The sequence below is a fragment of the Dyadobacter frigoris genome (assembly GCF_005280585.1).
Lineage (GTDB): Bacteria > Bacteroidota > Bacteroidia > Cytophagales > Spirosomataceae > Dyadobacter > Dyadobacter frigoris.
On record NZ_SZVO01000005.1, the window covers coordinates 213,659 to 232,326 of the forward strand.

The 18,668-nt window shown below is 39.0% G+C and carries 14 protein-coding genes; 10 read left to right on the forward strand and 4 right to left on the reverse strand.

Annotated elements, in window-relative coordinates; translation table 11 throughout:
• Positions 1–560: 560 nt before the first annotated feature.
• The 4 genes from FDK13_RS12270 (at position 561) to FDK13_RS12285 (ending at position 3,192) form a co-directional block, all read left to right on the forward strand.
• Complete coding sequence (locus tag FDK13_RS12270) at positions 561–944, forward strand: hypothetical protein (RefSeq protein WP_137340287.1); 384 nt, start codon at positions 561–563, stop codon at positions 942–944.
• A 437-nt stretch (positions 945–1,381) separates the two neighbouring features.
• On the forward strand, positions 1,382–1,714 hold the full coding sequence (locus tag FDK13_RS12275) for a hypothetical protein (protein ID WP_137340288.1): 333 nt from the start codon (positions 1,382–1,384) through the stop codon (positions 1,712–1,714).
• Positions 1,684–2,499, forward strand: coding sequence for a sensor histidine kinase (locus FDK13_RS12280; protein ID WP_137340289.1), 816 nt, complete (start codon positions 1,684–1,686; stop codon positions 2,497–2,499). The genes FDK13_RS12275 and FDK13_RS12280 overlap by 31 nt, the downstream gene beginning before the upstream one ends.
• A gap of 42 nt (positions 2,500–2,541) precedes the next feature.
• Positions 2,542–3,192: a response regulator transcription factor gene (locus tag FDK13_RS12285; RefSeq protein ID WP_137340290.1), complete on the forward strand. Its 651-nt coding sequence runs from the start codon at positions 2,542–2,544 to the stop codon at positions 3,190–3,192.
• 94 nt (positions 3,193–3,286) lie between these two features.
• Here the strand turns inward: FDK13_RS12285 and FDK13_RS12290 are convergent, their stop codons facing one another.
• From FDK13_RS12290 to metH, 3 genes are all read right to left on the reverse strand, one after another.
• Entirely contained in the window at positions 3,287–4,525 is a 1,239-nt protein-coding gene (locus tag FDK13_RS12290) for a NupC/NupG family nucleoside CNT transporter (RefSeq protein ID WP_137340291.1), read from the reverse strand.
• A 188-nt stretch (positions 4,526–4,713) separates the two neighbouring features.
• Positions 4,714–5,247 carry a nuclear transport factor 2 family protein gene (locus FDK13_RS12295; protein WP_137340292.1) on the reverse strand — a complete coding sequence of 178 codons (534 nt, stop codon included), beginning with the start codon at positions 5,245–5,247 and terminating at the stop codon, positions 4,714–4,716.
• Positions 5,248–5,479: 232 nt separating this feature from the next.
• Positions 5,480–9,304, reverse strand: coding sequence for a methionine synthase (gene metH / locus FDK13_RS12300; RefSeq protein WP_137340293.1), 3,825 nt, complete (start codon positions 9,302–9,304; stop codon positions 5,480–5,482).
• Between the two features lie 220 nt (positions 9,305–9,524).
• Between metH and FDK13_RS12305 the strand changes: the two genes are divergently transcribed.
• Both FDK13_RS12305 and FDK13_RS12310 read left to right on the forward strand, forming a co-directional pair.
• On the forward strand, positions 9,525–10,004 hold the full coding sequence (locus FDK13_RS12305; protein WP_137340294.1) for an Lrp/AsnC family transcriptional regulator: 480 nt from the start codon (positions 9,525–9,527) through the stop codon (positions 10,002–10,004).
• Between the two features lie 20 nt (positions 10,005–10,024).
• Positions 10,025–10,942: a bestrophin family protein gene (locus FDK13_RS12310; RefSeq protein WP_137340295.1), complete on the forward strand. Its 918-nt coding sequence runs from the start codon at positions 10,025–10,027 to the stop codon at positions 10,940–10,942.
• A gap of 63 nt (positions 10,943–11,005) precedes the next feature.
• Here FDK13_RS12310 and FDK13_RS12315 read toward each other — a convergent pair whose 3' ends face one another.
• The gene (locus FDK13_RS12315; protein ID WP_137340296.1) at positions 11,006–11,632 is read right to left on the reverse strand and encodes a hypothetical protein; all 627 of its coding nucleotides are present in this window, start codon (positions 11,630–11,632) and stop codon (positions 11,006–11,008) included.
• Positions 11,633–12,016: 384 nt separating this feature from the next.
• On the opposite strand from FDK13_RS12315, the gene FDK13_RS12320 reads away from it, so the two are divergent.
• The 4 genes from FDK13_RS12320 to FDK13_RS12335 all read left to right on the forward strand — a co-directional run bounded on the left by FDK13_RS12320 (position 12,017) and on the right by FDK13_RS12335 (position 18,628).
• Complete coding sequence (locus FDK13_RS12320; protein ID WP_137340297.1) at positions 12,017–12,631, forward strand: RNA polymerase sigma factor; 615 nt, start codon at positions 12,017–12,019, stop codon at positions 12,629–12,631.
• Positions 12,621–14,315: a hypothetical protein gene (locus tag FDK13_RS35730; RefSeq protein ID WP_181956147.1), complete on the forward strand. Its 1,695-nt coding sequence runs from the start codon at positions 12,621–12,623 to the stop codon at positions 14,313–14,315. The genes FDK13_RS12320 and FDK13_RS35730 overlap by 11 nt, the downstream gene beginning before the upstream one ends.
• 59 nt (positions 14,316–14,374) lie before the next feature.
• Entirely contained in the window at positions 14,375–15,259 is an 885-nt protein-coding gene (locus FDK13_RS12330) for a Ppx/GppA phosphatase family protein (RefSeq protein ID WP_137340298.1), read from the forward strand.
• 417 nt (positions 15,260–15,676) lie between these two features.
• On the forward strand, positions 15,677–18,628 hold the full coding sequence (locus FDK13_RS12335; protein WP_137340299.1) for a DEAD/DEAH box helicase: 2,952 nt from the start codon (positions 15,677–15,679) through the stop codon (positions 18,626–18,628).
• Positions 18,629–18,668: the final 40 nt, after the last annotated feature.

Below are 18,668 nucleotides of genomic sequence, written 5' to 3' on the forward strand. Positions count from 1 at the left end.
GGCTTCTATTATCCGGGAAGACGTTTATAACTTCCAGGAAAATAGCTTTGTGACGTAAATGCGGGAAAAGTCTTTATGGGAACCCAAAAGAAATCCTAAAATCAGGAAGATTTGACACAATAATTTCCGAAACACAAGGCCCGGTACTCAGGCCGATTTCCTGGATTAAGCTGAACATTTTTCATAGGTTTGAGTACTTTAAGTTTTAAGAAGGGTTATAATCCGTTAAACATTACAAATGGTACTACGCAGGGCATTTTGAGATCAAGGATAAAAAAGCCCTTTCTCTGACAGTAGTTTTCATACAATAGACAAAAATTGGTGATAAATAGAGGAAATTTTTCATAACGAATTAGAACTTTGAGTTAGCATATAGTAAGATCAACAGATTATAAATTTGATTCGAAGGTACTTGAATACGTATATTGTTTTGTACGGGAAATTTATCGTATTTGACACCGTATTTTTACGGCACCAAATGAGTACTTCTCTCATGTGTAAATTTGTAGCTCTCACCTACCTTCGTAACATCTTTTTACAATTAAAACCCTCAATCGATTATGGATCTGGAATTATTTTTCGCTAACAAATGTGGTACAAGCGAGCAGTTCGCTCACCGGATTATTGATTTTAAAGCTGAAATGCCTGTCAAAGGCGAGCCCGGTAAAACCAAAACAGTAGAACATAACCAGGAGCAAGGGCTTATCAATTTTGATTTTGCCAAAGAGGGAATTTTAAAATTACTGGGAGACGAATCTGCCGGGTTGAGAATTTTTCCGGCATTGGATAATAACGGCGAATTGACTGTAATCATTACGGCTTATACCAAAAATGCTGATGAATTATACTCGTCTGATGGCAAACTTTTGGCCGATTGCTGTCCTCAACCTCCGCCACCTTTCAATAAAACATCTACACTTTATCATAAACTGTTCGATAAGTAAGGTTTCCAACAATGGTTACCAAGCTTACTTGTAGGAAAGAAGCCGTTACTTTACTATTTTAACAGCAAAGTAACGGCATTTTCTTTGCCTTTCAGCGGTATTTTAAGGTATACATGATCTATTTAATTTTTGATATTTTTCTTTATCTCTATTTCGCAACCGTAGTAGTCGCTGCCGTTACGGCTACAATGTACAGACGGTCCTTACAATATCCTTTAAACTGGCTATGGATTTACTTGTGGCTAAATGTTTTGGTTGAATTATTAGTATACGCCCTTAGGTATTTTAAAATTTCATTCTTTTGGTCATATAACGCCTTTGGTCCCATTGAGTATTTCTTTATCTCCTGGTTGTATCTGCATTATTATAAATCATCATTAGAAAAAAATATCATTAAAATTCTTTTCATATTATACACACTCTTTGTCATTTATTACATGATTTACCTTAACGGTTTCAACGAATTTCATGTCGTTTTTGTAGTCAGATCCATGTTAATGGCCACATTAAGCCTTTATTTTTTTCTAAAAATATATCGCAGTGATGAAATACTGGAAATCAACAGAAGTCCTTTATTTTGGCTGAGTATCGGTTTATTTTTATTTTGTACGGGTTCCATTTTCACGATGGGCCTTGGGACATCGATCATGCGGTTCAATTCGCAATTGGGATATCTGGTCAATATGCTCAATCCTATCCTTAATATTTATTTATACATCATGTTTATTGTCAGTTTCTCATGCAGCCGACAGAATCCCGGATTTTATTGATCATTACGCTTGGCACCTTATTATTGATCACGTCAAGCATATTTATCGTTGTTTTTCTCTTCTATTTCAGGAGGAAACAACTTATTAATAAGCAAGAAAAAGCTTCACTTCAGACACAATTTAATCAGGAGATCCTTAAATCCCAGATCGAGGTACAAAATACTACATTACAGCAAATAGGGCAGGAATTGCATGATAATATCGGGCAGCTGCTATCGGTTGCTAAAATTAACCTCAATATCCTCGAAGGGACAAAACAAGAGGAAGAAAACCATGAATACATAAAACAAACAAATGAAATCATTGGCCAGTCGATTCAGGATCTGCGGTCGCTGACTAAAAGTCTGGATGGTGATTTTGTACAGCAATTTGGCTTGCAGGAAAGCATGACGCATGAATTACAGCGCATCCGTAAAACTAAAAAATTTGAAACTGAAATCACTTTAACCGGAGAGCCTTATACTTTGGGCTATGAGCGCGAAATAATTTTGTTCCGTATTTTTCAGGAATTTTTAAACAATTCGCTCAAACATTCGGAGGCAAAGAATATAATTGTAAAATTGAATTATGGCCTGACACATTTCAATCTGGCTTTGTCGGACGATGGAAAAGGATTTGATTATGAAAAAGTGACAACACATAACCTGCTTAGTTCAGGTGCCGGCCTTCGTAATATGGCACGGCGTTGTGAGCTGATTGGTGCTAAATGCAGCCTGGAATCTTTGGTTGGAAAAGGAACATTCCTTGGTATTGAAGTACCTACTCGTAAAAGTCTTAATACTTGATTTAATAATAAAAACATATTGAGTACTACTCCAAATTTGAAGATGACAACAAAAACCATTGCTATTGTTGACGATCATGAATTGATGGCAAAAGCACTTTCGGGATTAGTGCAGAAATATGAGGAGTATGAGGTACTATATGAGGTATCCAATGGTAAAGAATTGATTCAAAGGATCAAATTGAAAATGATTCCGGATATCGTAATGCTGGACATCAATATGCCCGAAATGGACGGCTACGAAACGGCTTTATGGCTTAAAAATAACTACCCCGAAATCAAGATTCTTGCTCTTTCGATGAACGATAAGGAAGAGTCCATTGTAAAAATGCTTCGGAATGGCGCAAGCGGGTATCTTTTGAAAGGTTGTAAACCACATGAATTGAAACAAGCGCTGGATTCGATTGTCCAAAAAGGATTTTATTATACGGAATATATAACAAGCCAACTTATTAAAAGCCTGAACCCTGATTCTTTACAAAATCCATTGGATCAGATGGGTTTAAATGAGCGCGAAACTAATTTTATAAAACTTTCGTGCAGTGATCTGACTTATGTTGAAATAGCCGATAAAATGTGCGTAAGCCCAAGAACAGTGGACGGTTATCGCGAATCTGTTTTTCAAAAAATGAATGTCAAAAGCAGGGTTGGGATGGTTTTGGAAGCAATTCGCCTGAAGTTGGTGGAATTGTAACAGAGCTTTAACAGTAACTCTCAAAATTCTAAAATAAAGGAGTCAACTTTTGAAAAACTGACTCCTTTATAAATTCCAAAAAGTTTAATAACGATTACAAAAGCAATCCTGCCAAAGTTGCTGACATATAAGAGGCAAGTGTTCCACAGATCAGTGCTTTGAAACCAAGACGCGCCAAATCCGCCCGGCGTGATGGAGCCAATTCTCCGATTCCACCTACCTGAATCGCAATCGAGCTAAAATTAGCAAATCCACACAATGCAAAACTTGTGATCACAATCGTTTTATGATCCAGCGTATCTTTCATTTTTACCATATCCAGATAAGCAACAAATTCATTGATCACCATTTTGGTCCCCATCAAAGAACCAGCCGCTTCTATATCTTTCGAAGGAACGCCCATTGCCCAGGCAAAAACTGAAAACAGCTTTCCTAAAACGAAATTGAAACTTAATTGGGGGAAAGAAAAAACACCTCCGATCAATCCCAGCAAATAATCGAGCAGCGCAACGAGCGCAATAAAACCGATTAACATCGCAATGACATTAAACCCCACCTTCAAACCTTCACCCGCTCCTGCTGCGATGGCATCCAGTAAATTAGCGTGTGATTTCTTAATTTCCAATTTTACAGCACCTTTGGTTGTTGATTGTTCCGTTTCAGGAAATACTATTTTTGATATTACTAATGCACCAGGCGCAGCCATCAGACTGGCAGCAATCAGATAAGGTGCCGGTACACCAAGCGAAATATAAACGGCCATTACACCTCCGGCAATACATGCAAAGCTACCTGTCATAGAAGACAATAACTCTGAATTAGTCATATTTTTCAGATAAGGCTTAATCATAATCTGCGCCTCAACCTGGCCAACAAAAGTACTCGCCACATTTGAAACGGCTTCCGCTCCACTAACACCCATTAACCAATATACGCCACGTGCCATGACAGAAACGATACGCTGCATAATGCCTAAATGATATAGCATATTGACCAAAACAGCGACGAAAATAATGGTTGGAATTACTTTAAAGAAAAACACAAAGTCATTTCCGGGACCAAATGCCTTCTGCATTAAATCCGGACGAACAAGCGTACCAAAAACGAAATCAGCGCCTTTATCTGAAAAAGAAAGTAATTTTTGAACTTTTGCTCCAAGCCATTGAAAAATAGCCTGCCCTGTATCCGTGCGGAGAATAAATACTGCGAGCCCAAACTGAATGGCCAGACCAACGCCAACAGTACGATAATTAATTGCTTTACGATTGTTTGACATTGCAAAAGCAATACCCAAAATCAATGCTATACCAAACAGACCAGTAAATCTTTCCATGAAAATTATTTGTTACCCTCAAAACCAAGATACAAAATAACAAACAATTCTTATGTAAGTTACAGGTTATGCGAAATAAGGTACTGATGTTTTCCTGATCCCGGATAAACAATAAATTTTTCACTAAATATCTTATAGTTAACACAAGACATTTAGTCAACGAAAAATCCAGCATTAAGATAGTTTTATTATTTCTCAGAAATATTAGTTGCCTGGCGTGCAGCAAGTTTCCAGTCACTTCCATTTTTCATCCAGATGTTAGTAAATCTTCTGGTAACGCCTTTCTCCTGATAATCTGAATCTAATGAAACAGTTGTAGTTTCATGGCCCATCACGACGGCTACATTGTCATTGATTGTGATTTTTTCAATAATACGATCAAAGGAAACCATTGGTTTTCTGTTTTTTGAAAAATCAATTTTGATATCTGAAAGTGTTTCAACGCTGTTATCAGGATTTGTTACAACAAGAGCAGCTGACCATAAACTGGAAAGTTTAGCTGTATCTTTTTTAATAAATGCTTCCCTCTCCTGATTTTCCAGACTCCTTATTTCATCTTTTTCTGTTTTGATCCCAAGATCGGGGTCATGTGAAGAATCTGCGATTTGCTCAATAAGTACCCGCGAATCCGGGTTCAAAATACCTGCTTGTGTTTTAGATCTGTACTTGAATGAAGTGGCGGCTAAAATCAGAAAAATAAAAATAAGTATATTCCTTTTCATGACGAATGTGTATGTTGTTGTTGCTTAATTTTTCATGGCTATAAATACAAACGTTTGATACATCCTAAACAGTATCAGCACGTTACAAAGGTTTTAAATTTTTTCAATAAAAAATAGCGTATTACTACCCCATTTCTGTACGTATATCTACGTGAAAAGTAACATTATGGATTAAAACAAAAAAAGAGAGCCGGTTTCCCGACTCTCTTTTGCAAATTGAACCTTACTACTATTAATATCCTAAAACCGGAGCAAGCCATTTTTCAATTTCTTCCAACGGCATATTTTTTCTTCTCGCATAATCTTCAACCTGGTCCTTAAATATTTTCCCAACCGGGAAATAACGACTTTCAGGATGCGAAAAATACCATCCGCTAACGCTGCTTGCCGGATACATGGCGTAACTTTCCGTCAACGTGATACCCAGTTTTTCAGCTTCAAGTAAATCAAACAGCATACGTTTTTCGGTATGATCAGGACTTGCAGGATATCCCGGCGCCGGACGAATACCGGTATATGCTTCCTTGATCAGCTCTTCATTTGTAAAATCTTCTTCCGGAGAATGTCCCCAGATTTCCTTCCGCACGCGTTCATGCATTAGCTCAGTAAGGGCTTCTACTAACCGGTCGGCCAAAGCCTTTACCATGATGCTGTTATAATCATCATGATCAGCTTCGAATTTCTCAATTAAAGCTTCAATCCCGATACCGGCCGTAACAGTAAAACCTCCCATGTAATCCAGATGACCACTTTCAAGCGGTGCTACAAAATCAGACAAACAATAATTTGCCAGACCTTTTGCTTTTTCAGTTTGCTGACGCAAATGATGTAACACTTTCATGGTATCATTTACCAATTCGCCACCATTCACCTGCTCAACAGTATGCTGACTTATTTTGTACTCAATATGCTCATGAGAACCGTGACGTTCACAGGATGTTTGTTTTACCTCTTCCTCATAATGATGCAAAACAATATCATCCCCAATAGAATTCGCCGGCCAGAAACCAATGACCGCGCGTGCTTTCAGACTTTTATCACGAATAATTTGTCCCAGAAGTACCGCTGCATCTTCAAATAAACGTGTTGCTTCTTCGCCAACTACCTTATCTTCAAATATTTTCGGATATTTCCCATGCAGCTGCCAGGTCTGAAAGAATGGCGTCCAGTCGATATACTTAGCTATTTCAGCAAGGTCATAATCGTCATAAACCCGGGTTCCTAAAAACTGAGGTTTTATCGCTTTGAAATCCGTCCAGTCAATTTTCGCCTTATTTTCACGTGATTTTTCAATGGAATGATGCGCCTTCTCTCCGCTTCTTTTGGCATGATCATCACGAAGTTTGGCATATTCGACTTTGATATCGGTCAAAACCTGCGCTTGGCTCAAATCACTTTGAATCAATTTCCCGGCAACCGGAACAGATCTTGAAGCATCAAGAACGTGAATGACAGCTCCGGAATAATTAGGGTCAATTTTTACAGCCGTATGAATACGTGAAGTTGTAGCCCCACCGATCAAAAGCGGCATCGTAAAATGACGACGTTCCATTTCCTTGGCAACGCCCACCATTTCATCAAGCGAAGGCGTGATCAATCCGGAAAGACCGATGATATCTACATTATGCTCAATAGCAGCAGCCAGGATTTTATCCGTCGGCACCATTACGCCAAGATCGATGATTTCATAATTATTACAGCCAAGCACAACGCCCACGATATTTTTACCAATATCATGCACATCACCTTTTACCGTAGCCAGCAAGATCTTCCCTGCAAAGGACGATCCTTCCTGCTTTTCCGCTTCAATGTAAGGTTGTAAAAATGCCACCGCTTTTTTCATCACACGTGCCGATTTCACAACCTGGGGAAGAAACATTTTTCCTTCACCAAACAAATCACCGACAATACTCATCCCGTCCATCAACGGACCTTCGATAATTTCCAAAGGACGTGTAAACATCGGCAGGCATTCTTCAACATCCAGCTCAATGTAATCCGCATTACCTTTTACCAACGCATGGCTAATCCGCTCTCTCACCGGCAATTCTCTCCAGCTAAGATCCGGGCCCGTCGCTACTTTCCCTTTGTCTTTTACCGTTTCAGCGAATGTCACAAGCTTTTCAGTTGCTTCGTCGTTGCGGTTTAAAAGTACATCTTCAACCAGTTCCAGAATGTCTTTTGGAATTTCGTCATAAATACCAAGCTGTCCGGCATTTACAATGCCCATATCCATACCCGCTCTGATCGCATGGTACAAAAACGCAGTATGAATCGCTTCACGGACCAGTTCGTTTCCGCGGAAACTGAATGATACGTTTGACACACCGCCGGACACTTTTGCAAAAGGAAGATTCGCTTTAATCCATTTTACGGATTCAATAAAATCTACTGCATAGTTATTATGCTCTTCCATCCCGGTTGCAACGGTCAGGATGTTGGGATCGAAAATGATGTCCTGAGGCGGAAAACCTACTTCATCTACCAGAATACGGTAAGCTCTTGAACAAATTTCTTTTCTTCTTTCCAGATTATCCGCTTGCCCGGTTTCGTCAAAAGCCATCACGACAGCCGCAGCTCCGTAACGCAAAACAGCCCGTGCCGATTCTTTAAATTTCTCTTCGCCTTCTTTTAATGATATGGAATTAACAATTGCTTTCCCCTGCGTACATTTCAAACCAGCCTCAATCACTTCCCATTTAGAGGAATCGATCATCAGCGGTACGCGTGAAATATCCGGTTCAGCAGCGATCAGGTTCACGAAAGTTTTCATTGCTTCCGCGCCATCGATCATCCCCTCATCCATGTTGATATCAATAACCTGCGCACCGTTTTCAACCTGGTCACGGGCGATGGCCAAAGCTTCGTCAAATTTCCCGGTACGGATAAGTCTTGCAAACATTTTTGAACCTGACACATTGCAGCGTTCCCCAATATTGACAAAATTGGTAAGTTTGGTAATATCCATCGGTTCCAGACCTGAAAGTTTTAAAATCTTTTCAGACTGTGGGATTTCCCTTGGTTTATATTTTCCTGCCAGATCCGCAATCACACGAATATGTCCCGGCGTAGTTCCGCAGCATCCTCCGATAATATTGATCAGGCTGTCCCTCAAAAACCCGTCAATAACCTCACCCATTTGTTCGGGCGATTCATCGTATTCACCCATTTCATTAGGCAAACCGGCATTTGGGTGAGCGGAAGTATAAAACGGTGAATTTTTTGCAAGAATCTGTACGTAAGGGCGCATTAAATCCGCACCTAATGCACAGTTTAAACCAACTGATAAAAGTGGTAAATGCGAAATTGAAGTCAAAAACGCTTCCGTAGTTTGTCCCGAAAGTGTACGGCCAGAGGCATCCGTAATCGTTCCGGAAACCATGATCGGTAAAAATCCGTCAGCACCGGTTTTCCAGCTTGGCAATACTTCTACCAATCCGTTTTTGGCATCCGTGAAAAATTTATCAATCGCAAAAAGTGCAGCTTTTGCATTCAGTGTATCAAAAACGGTTTCAACCAGAAGAAGGTCACAACCTCCATCTGTTAAACCTTTAATTTGTTCGTAATAAGCCGTTACCAGCTGATCAAAAGTGATTGCACGATAACCCGGATTATTTACATCAGGAGATAAGGAAGCAGTCCTGTTAGTCGGGCCCATAGAACCTGCAACGAAACGTGGTTTATCCGGTTCGCGTTCTGTGAAATCATCCGCAACTTCACGTGCAATTCTGGCTGATTCAAAATTTAATTCGTAAACCAGTTCCTCCATACCATAATCTGCCATGGCAATGGTAGTTCCTGAAAATGTATTTGTTTCAGCGATGTCTGCTCCGGCTTCAAAATAAGCCGCATGAATTTCCTTGATCACATCAGGGCGCGTCAATGAAAGCAAATCATTATTACCTTTCACATCATGTGCCCAATCCTTGAATCTTTCTCCGCTGTAATCGTAATCTTCTAATTTATAGCGCTGAATCATCGTACCCATAGCACCATCAAGCACAAGAATACGTTCTTTCAATATTTCACGAATGTCAAACTTCTGAGTTGTTATCATTATATCTTTATCGTAGTCCGAAAAAATAATCCCGCCATTTTTTTAATCTGTAAACTTCATAGGATGCTGGTCGCAGGAAATCCAGAATACAAATTTACGCCGATAGATGTTTTATTCAAAAAATTGAAAAAAAATAGACGGTTAGTCTGCTTTTTGAGCATGAGGTAAATTATTTATCTACATTTGAAGTAAAAAAAGGAATTGTAAAGATAATCTATCTATGTATAATCTGGACGATACGGATTGCAAAATACTCCACTATCTGCAACAGGATGCTACGTTGAAAACGCGTGAATTGTCAGAAAAATTAAATCTTTCGTATACACCTGTATATGAGCGGATACGGCGATTGGAAAAAGAAGGCATCATTAAAAAATATGTTGCGCTGGTTGACCGCGAAAAAGTGGGCAAAAAGCTAATGGTATTTTGTAATATCGCTTTAAAAGAACATTCGCTGACAATGGGCGAAAAATTTGTTAAAGCAGTTTTGGCGATGCCGGAAGTAATGGAATGTTTTAATATTTCAGGGGATTATGATTTTTTGCTGAAAATCGTGGTGAATGATATGTCTCAGTACCAGCATTTTTTAATGCAAAAACTGGGATCCCTGGAAAATATCGGAAGTTCGCACAGTTTATTTGTGATGGGAGAAATAAAAAATACTTCTGAAATTGAAATGCTTGACTCCAAAACGAAATAACCAAAAGCTCCTGCATTAATATGGTCATCAGAAAAAGACTGCACTGGTTCCGGATGCTTTTTATATGGGAAGGCTCCATATTACCTCAAATTCTTCCCCGTTTAATTGCACTTTTTCTCCTTTCTACGGCAGTAGTCATTTTTCACGGAGAGCTCTTTCGTTTCAAAATCCCTTTAACTCCTGCTCCATTTACGTTAATAGGACTTGCGCTTGCTATCTTTTTAGGATTTTGCAATACGGCCAGTTATGACCGTTACTGGGAAGCACGCAAATTATGGGGCGGATTATTGATCGATGCGCGATCATTGGTAAGACAAGTCCAGACATTAGGTGACGCAGAAAAAGATCATAAAGACATTCGCGAATTTGCAAATCTGATCGTCGCTTTCTCTTATGCTCTAAAACATCAGCTACGGCAAACGGATCCGACTGCTGATCTTGCACGTTTGCTAAAACCGGAATTTGCCAAATCACTTGAAAATATAAAATTCAAGCCCAATATTATTCTTCAGGAACTTGGCCAGTGGATTTATCGAAACAAAAAAGAAAATAAAATGGATAGCATCGTTCAGGTAGCCATTGATAGCAACCTGAACCGCTTATCGGATATTCTGGGAGGTTGCGAACGGATTTCGAATACGCCAATTCCCTACGCTTACAGCGTCGTTTTGCATCGCACCATTTATACTTATTGCTTTCTTTTGCCTTTCGGACTTGTTGATAGTATTGGCTGGATGACGCCATGCATCGTATCCTTTATTGGCTACACATTTATTGCTTTGGATGCGATTGTAACAGAAATCGAAGAGCCTTTTGGTGTTGAGAAAAACGACCTTGCGCTGAATGCCATATGCCGGACGATTGAAGATTCTCTCACAGAAATGATGGGTGATAAAATAGATTTAAAACCTGCCAGTAATCCTTTTATAATTGATTAGAAAAAATAAATACGGAACCAGAAGATCCGGTCCCGTATTCCAACTCACCCCTAACAAAATTCTTTAATGCTTTTTCGGACCTCCCTTTGTTGGCTTGTCCAACTCTTTATTGAAAGTTCCGTCTGCGTTGAATAGTAATACTTTAACTTTGCTGTCAAGTACTATCCCCACAAAATATTCTCCTGCTGCATTGGTACCTGCTTTTTTGATTACAGCACCTGCATATGTTGTCGTAATATAAGATGTAATCGTTGCGGGAAGATTTGCAACCGCTACTTCTGTCAGTTTTGCTTTATGTTCAAAATGTTGTAACTCTTCTTTGAAAGTACCATCTGCATTGAAAATTAATCCTTTTGGTGTAGTTCCGTCCGCTAAAAGTATGGTTACAACAATCTTGCCACTCTGATCGGTCGCCGCAAATTTGATTGTCGATGACGGATACGTCGTTGAAATATAAGTTGTAATTGCAGAGGCAAGATCAGCTACTGCGACCTCGGTCAACTTGCCTTTACATACATGCGTCGTTACAGAATCAGACTCAATTGAAAAACGTGCAGCCGTTGTGGCAACCGTTTCCAGACTAACATCAGTGCTGGCATCAGTCGTTGGACTCATACCCGAATTATCCTTGCTACAGGAAGCGATAAATATACCTAATGACGCGACAAGCATTACAACTACCCTTCTCATAAATCAATTTGTTTAATCGTGCGACAAATAAAACACATGCTGGTTTAAGGGTCATTACGCCTTGTTAAAGCGGGTTGTTGCAAAGTGCCGGGTTTTATTTTAATTTTTTTCATGTTTACATCATCGGTACAGACTTTATTTTATAGTCAGGTAATTTTAAAAAATAGTGAGTGTTTAAAAAGGCAGGTTTGTAAAAATCATTTTCATTTGACTATCAATATCGTAACCCGTATAAAATGCGTTTATCAAAGATTAGCTTTTATCGTAAAAAGATTAACTTAGCTGTAGATATTTCTTAAAAGGAAAAACTTTTGCAACAGACTGGCTGTCTTAGGCGTATCTGCTAATACAAATTCATATCCTGACAAATTTGACACCCTAACTTTGCTATTTGGTAAAAAATCTTCCTTCGATGAAAACGACTTCGGAACGGTCGTTTCAGCATGTGTAGCTGGTAACAATCAGGCTCAGAGGTATTTGTATAAGCATTTTTTCAGCTATTCAAAAAGTATCTGTTTGCGCTATACATCGACGCCTGAAGAGGCGGAGGAGGTGCTAAACGAAGGTTTCCTTAAAGTTTTCAACAATATGGAAAAGTATGATTCCGCGCATCCCTTCAAGGCGTGGCTTCGTACCATCATGGTGAACACCGCAATCAGTTATTACCGAAAGCATAAAAAACATCATGAAGATATGGTGTCTCTTGAAGATGCGCCATATCCCCGGTTTGATGATGACATCGTGGGCCAGATAACGGCAAATGAAATTTTAGAACTTATACAGGAAATAAAACCAATTTATAAAAACGTCTTTCTTCTATATGTCGTGGAAGGATATAACCATCGCGAAATAGCTGATTTACTGCAAATTAATGAAGCTACGGTACGCTCGCATTACGTAAGGGCAAGAGCACGGTTACAACACTTGATCAAACAATATTATCCTCATCTCTTTCCCAGTGATTGGGGCATAAAGTCGTTCAAAAGCAATGAAAACTGATAAATTTGAAAAAACTATACGCCGGAAACTAGAGAGCATTACGCCCGAATTTCATGAAAATGACTGGACGAAAATGCAGAACTTTATGCAAGCCAACACACCTCCAACGTTTTGGCAGCAATACAGTTCTTGGTTTGGCTATGCGGCGGCAGCGGCAGTGACTTCTGTCATGGTCTTTTTGTATGTGAACCAACTTTCGCAAAATAATACTTTGCTGAGTGACGTAAAAACTTTGCAAAATCAGATTGAAACGATAAAAAACACACCAACTGTTATTCAAAAAACAGATACGGTTTATGTTGTTCAACAACAGGAAGTTGAAAAACCTTCTTATGATCATCAAGCACCAAATCCGGACGAACAACGGCTAATTCCCCAACAATACAGCAATCAGAAGTCTCTGGCCAATATTGAGGAAAATCGAATAAACAAAGAGGAAAACAACACAAATCCTGATGCAAGAAGGCCTGATGCGAAACTTGTGGAAGAAGAAAATGCAAAGCCTTCTGTTAATAATAAAAACGAGGTTTTGGCGGGTAACAATCAACCTGACAATTATAAGAGTTCAGGCAAGGCTGATGTTAAATCTCCTTCATCTGAAAAATATTCAGATCCTATAACCGGGAAAAACTTCGATACTGATAAATCAAATTCCTCTATTGCTTTGAATAGTAAAACAGGAAATGTAAGCGGCGATAATTATTCAGTTTCCAAAGGAATAAGCAATACCGGTTCTGGCAATACCGGCAGGAATTCAGGTTCAAATGGCAGTGGAAATTCCGGAAACGGAAATTCTATGGCAAATAATCAGCCAGGAAACCAGGAATATAGTACCGTAGCTTCGGGAAAAACGCTTGATGAAAAATTTGATCAGCTGGAAATTCAAACTCCTGCTGGTCAGCCTAATTATTCAGCTATTTCCCGTAAAATGAATTATGGCCTTGTACATCGTATTTCGCCAAAACAAGTAAAAAATGTATTATTGGCGACTAATCAGCCTAAAAGTCAGGAAGAATCCAAAAGTGTTGAATCAACTAAAAAAGCTGAAACCACTATCCCGCAATTTAATTTGAAAGTACCTTACCGCTTCGGTATCGCACAACAATGGGAAGGGAAAAATCAAGTAAGAACAGTGCTGGGAGAAGTGCTCATTTCCAAGAATTTCTCTATTTCAACAGGATTCAGCTGGGTTAAAATAAAACCTGAGGATTTTTATTCTGAAAAGAATTATAATGATAAAAACCGTACTGATTTCAGAAAGGATCACTTCCTGCCTATGGCTTTGAAAATTATGAATTTGAATATTAAGTCATCACTCACACAAATTCCGCTTAATGTCGCATTCAGACAAAATCTGCCTCATAACTTTGCATATTTTGTAGGAGCAGGAACAAATTTCACAATCAGTTCAAAAAGAGACATTACATACGAATGCTTTTATAATTTCGGTCCTCGGCCTGGTCCTGACCAGCCTCAGATCGTACTGCAGGCCTCTGAAAAAATCGACCTCAAACTTATAAATTCTGTAAACTTTTCGGCAGGAATAGAAAAAAGTTTCCATCCGATTGTGGTACAGGCTGAAGGCTACCTTTACAGTTACTTCAATCCGATTTCATACCAAGGTTCTAAAACCGGTCCGGGTTTCAAAATTAAGCTGTTATATCAGATAGGGAAAAAAATGTAAAAGATGTTCGTGAAAAGCCCTATTTTTGGTTTTTATTATACCTTTATTACAGTTCGCTTTTGAAATTCGCTGCAATAGATATTGGATCCAATGGTGCCCGTATGCAAATATCGTCGGTTTTGCATGACGAAGGAATCACTCGTTTGAAAAAAGTTGAGTACGTTCGTTTTCCGCTTCGCCTTGGACATGATGTGTTTACAGAAGGAAGAATATCGCCTTTAAGTGAGGATCGTATGATTAAACTGATGCTTTCGTATCAGCTTTTGATGGAACTTCATGAAGTAGAAGATTATATGGCCTGCGCAACTTCTGCGATGCGGGAAGCTGAAAATGGTTACGAAGTACGTGCCCATATCGAGCAAAGAACCGGAATTCACATACAAATTATCGACGGACAGCGTGAAGCAGAACTCGTTAATAACGTTGTTGTAAAATCGCTTGACAACGGACAATATCTACACATTGACGTAGGCGGCGGCAGTACTGAACTTAACCTTTATCAGGACCGTCAGAAAATAATTGCCAAGTCATTCAAATTAGGATCTGTGCGTTTGCTTGAAGGGAAAGAATCCAAAACCGCTTTCCAGAAAATGCAGGAATGGATTCTGAAAAATGTGGATCATACACGGCCAATTGAAGCGGTGGGCACGGGTGGAAACATTAATAAATTATTCGACTTATCATCCAAATTAAGCGAAAGTTCGACAAGTCTGGATGAAATTTTGCGTATGCGTGATTACATCGCGCAGTTTACACTTGCCGAACGTATCAATAAACTTCAGTTAAATCCTGACCGGGCAGATGTGATTGTTCCGGCCGGAGATATCTATACTTCTGCTATGAAGTGGGCTGGCGCCACGGTAATTCACGTACCGGATGTGGGCCTGAAAGATGGTATGTTACAGTTACTTTACGACAGAGCCTGCAGAAAAAAAAGGGTCTGAACAGACCCTTTTCTAATCGCTTAATCTGATATATTTTTTATGTCTGTCAACTTATGCTATTCATCAAAATTCGTAGGTTCACGGAGTAAACTAACTGATAGAATTTATATACTTAGTTTAATTTCTATCAATTAGTTTACTTTAAATACCTGCGGATACTTACAACGAAATAAAAGCAGTTTTTGCCAAACAACATCTTATTATACTGGTTAGTTACTCCATTACCTGATGGCCAATGGATCCATTAGACTTGCTTTCGGCCAGAACTGATCATAAAGATTTTGGCCCTATGTTACAGGACGGCATTTTTTAAGCTCTTTTTACTATATTTGATATTTTTCAAATTCATTTGAAGCAATTCATCTTCAAAACAGCCAGCTCTTCAGGAGCTTATCATCGTTTTGTGAAACAAATGTCATGAAAGTATCTCCTTCTGAACCCTTTAAGATTATATATTCCATTCTGGATCATGAATATCTTGGCTACATATTTGAGTCTTTTGTAGTCCAACTAAATAGCCAGGGCGATTTTTCCTTCCAGATACAAAACATTTCCTCCAAGAACATAGAGGAATTTGGCGCAGGGCTTGATATGACAGATTTTGAGCTGGTAAGTCTGGTTGACGATATTCAACAGGACACTATTTTAAAGAAATTCAATACCAAAAAACTTTCTCCGGTTGATTTCTTTTTGAAAATATATGATCCGCAAAAAGGTGATAAAGTAATTCAGGAAGCGATAACAGCCTATCTTGAAAATAGCAAAGCACGAATTCTTGAAAAGCTATCGGGTAAAGAAATTTTCATCATGGGCAGCGATGGAAATCCACTCTGGAAACCTGTGGAGTGGGAGAAAGAAAAAGCTACCATTCGTTTTTATTTTATGCGAAATGAAGACAATACACACTATTTCCCAACCATTCGGCATAAGCAACAAAAACTAGACTTTCAATATAAAAATGCCATTATCCTTTGTGAAGAACCCGCCTGGTTGGTCGTTGATGGGCGTTTATATCATTTTGAAGGAAATGTAGACGGCAAAAAAATTAAACCATTTCTGGCAAAGAAATTTATTGCCATTCCACGAAAAATGGAAGAGCAGTATTACGAGCGTTTTGTAACTCCATTAATCGCCTCTTACGATGTAGTCTCCAAAGGTTTTGATATTCGCAATATATCTTCGGCGCCCAAGCCGATTCTTACCATTGCCGATGTCAGTCTAAAGAGTAAAGCTTCTCTTACTCTTCTGCTCACAGGATCCGGTGTTGAAGATTCGGTAACAGGTGATACAGATGATGGCGAAGTTTCATTTGTAGTAGCTTTTCAATATGGCCATTACACTTTTCCCTTTGATAGTTTTGCCAGTCCATCCGGCGTATTTCTTGATAAAAAAGGGGAAGATTATATTTTCTATAAAGTAAAACGTGACATTGCCGTAGAGCGCCATAATCTTAATCAGCTTAAAGAATGGGGTCTGACATTTGAAGACGGACATATTGTATTACCCAAATCAGAGGCATTTGGATGGCTCCAAAGTAAAGCCAGGACATTAACGGAACATGGTTTCATTCTTCGCCAGAATAATGCAGATGCCAAAAGATATTTCCTGGGATACTCATCTTTAGATGTTTCTATCGAGGAAGGCCGGGATTGGTTTGATATTAATGCAAAAGTCCAGTTCGGTGAATTTGAAATACCTTTTATTCAGTTAAGAAATTATATCCTGCATCAAAAAAAGGAGTTTACGCTTCCCAATGGGGAAATTGCGGTGATTCCTGAATGGTGGTTTACTAAATATTCTGAACTTTTTGCTTTTTCGGAACATGACCAGGATACAGACGGAATCAGGTTACGCATGCATCATTTAGCGCTTGTACAGGAATTAAAAGAAGAAAGTCTGGCTACTGCCATTATCAGTCATAAACTTGAAAGACTTCGGGATTTTAATCAGATTGACGCTAGTGAGGCACCGAAACATTTCAAAGGAACCCTTCGTCCATATCAGAAAGCGGGTTACGATTGGCTGCAATTTTTAAATCAGTATCGTTTTGGCGGATGCCTGGCGGATGACATGGGTTTAGGAAAAACCGTGCAAACGCTGGCTTTTTTACAATCACAAAAAGAAGCCGGAATTAAAGAGCCTTCTCTTTTAATCATGCCAACTTCTCTTTTGTATAACTGGGCGCTGGAAGCGAAAAGATTTACACCCAAATTAAAAGTAATGCTCTATACGGGTACTTACCGTGAAAAAGACACCAAACAATTTGAAGGTTTTGATCTGATCCTGACTTCTTATGGAATTGTCCGCCTCGATATTGCACTTATACAGTCATTCCGGTTTAACTATGTGATCCTGGATGAATCGCAAGCTATTAAAAATCCAACCTCGATCATTACAAAAGCCGTCAGAAAACTTAATTCTGCCAATCGGCTGATATTGACCGGTACGCCGATTGAAAATAGTACCATGGATTTGTGGTCTCAAATGTCTTTTGTAAATCCGGGACTTTTGGGAAGTCAGACTTTTTTCCGGGATGAATTTCAGATTCCGATTGAAAAGAAAAACGATGAAGAAAAATCCAGAAGGCTTTACAATCTGATAAAACCATTTATCCTTCGCCGGCATAAGTCGCAGGTAGCAACGGATCTTCCTGCAAAAGTTGAAAGTATTCAGTACTGTGAAATGTCTCAGGAGCAGGAAAAAGCTTATGAAGAAGCCAAAGCTTATTATAGAAACCTCATTTTACAAAGTATAGATTCTGATGGGATAAATAAATCTCAGCTTGTCGTTCTTCAAGGTCTTACAAAACTGAGACAATTAGCCAATCATCCAAAAATGGTTGATCCGGAATATACGGACGGCTCAGGTAAATTTGAAGATGTACTCCATAAAATGGAAACTGCCATAAGTGAAAATCATAAAATACTGATATTCAGCCAGTATATCAAACATCTTGATTTATTCCGTGCTTATCTGGATAAGGGCAATATTACGTACGCATATTTGGATGGCTCAACCAAAGATCGCCAGGCTGAAGTTGAAAACTTTCAAAATAATGAAAGCGTTAAAATATTCCTTATTTCCTTGAAAGCCGGAGGATTGGGCCTTAATCTTACGGCTGCGGATTATGTATTCATTTTAGATCCGTGGTGGAATCCGGCTATTGAAGCACAAGCCGTCGACAGAGCCCATAGAATTGGCCAGGACAGAACCGTTTTCACGTACAAGTTCATTACGAAAAATTCGGTTGAAGAAAAGATCCTTGCTTTGCAGAGGACTAAAAAGAAATTGGCTGACGATCTAATTTCAAATGAAGATGGTTTTATCAAGTCACTTTCAAGAGAGGATGTCTTATCTCTCCTGGATTAATTCGATCAAAATATTAACATACCTATAAAATTGAAAAACT

Coding starts and splice junctions, on each gene's coding strand:
- FDK13_RS12270 (WP_137340287.1), top strand. CDS start 561: ATGGATCTGGAATTATTTTTCGCTAACAAATGTGGTACAAGCGAGCAG.
- FDK13_RS12275 (WP_137340288.1), top strand. CDS start 1,382: ATGATTTACCTTAACGGTTTCAACGAATTTCATGTCGTTTTTGTAGTC.
- FDK13_RS12280 (WP_137340289.1), top strand. CDS start 1,684: ATGCAGCCGACAGAATCCCGGATTTTATTGATCATTACGCTTGGCACC.
- FDK13_RS12285 (WP_137340290.1), top strand. CDS start 2,542: ATGACAACAAAAACCATTGCTATTGTTGACGATCATGAATTGATGGCA.
- FDK13_RS12290 (WP_137340291.1), bottom strand. CDS start 4,525: ATGGAAAGATTTACTGGTCTGTTTGGTATAGCATTGATTTTGGGTATT.
- FDK13_RS12295 (WP_137340292.1), bottom strand. CDS start 5,247: ATGAAAAGGAATATACTTATTTTTATTTTTCTGATTTTAGCCGCCACT.
- metH (WP_137340293.1), bottom strand. CDS start 9,304: ATGATAACAACTCAGAAGTTTGACATTCGTGAAATATTGAAAGAACGT.
- FDK13_RS12305 (WP_137340294.1), top strand. CDS start 9,525: ATGTATAATCTGGACGATACGGATTGCAAAATACTCCACTATCTGCAA.
- FDK13_RS12310 (WP_137340295.1), top strand. CDS start 10,025: ATGGTCATCAGAAAAAGACTGCACTGGTTCCGGATGCTTTTTATATGG.
- FDK13_RS12315 (WP_137340296.1), bottom strand. CDS start 11,632: ATGAGAAGGGTAGTTGTAATGCTTGTCGCGTCATTAGGTATATTTATC.
- FDK13_RS35730 (WP_181956147.1), top strand. CDS start 12,621: ATGAAAACTGATAAATTTGAAAAAACTATACGCCGGAAACTAGAGAGC.
- FDK13_RS12335 (WP_137340299.1), top strand. CDS start 15,677: ATGAAAGTATCTCCTTCTGAACCCTTTAAGATTATATATTCCATTCTG.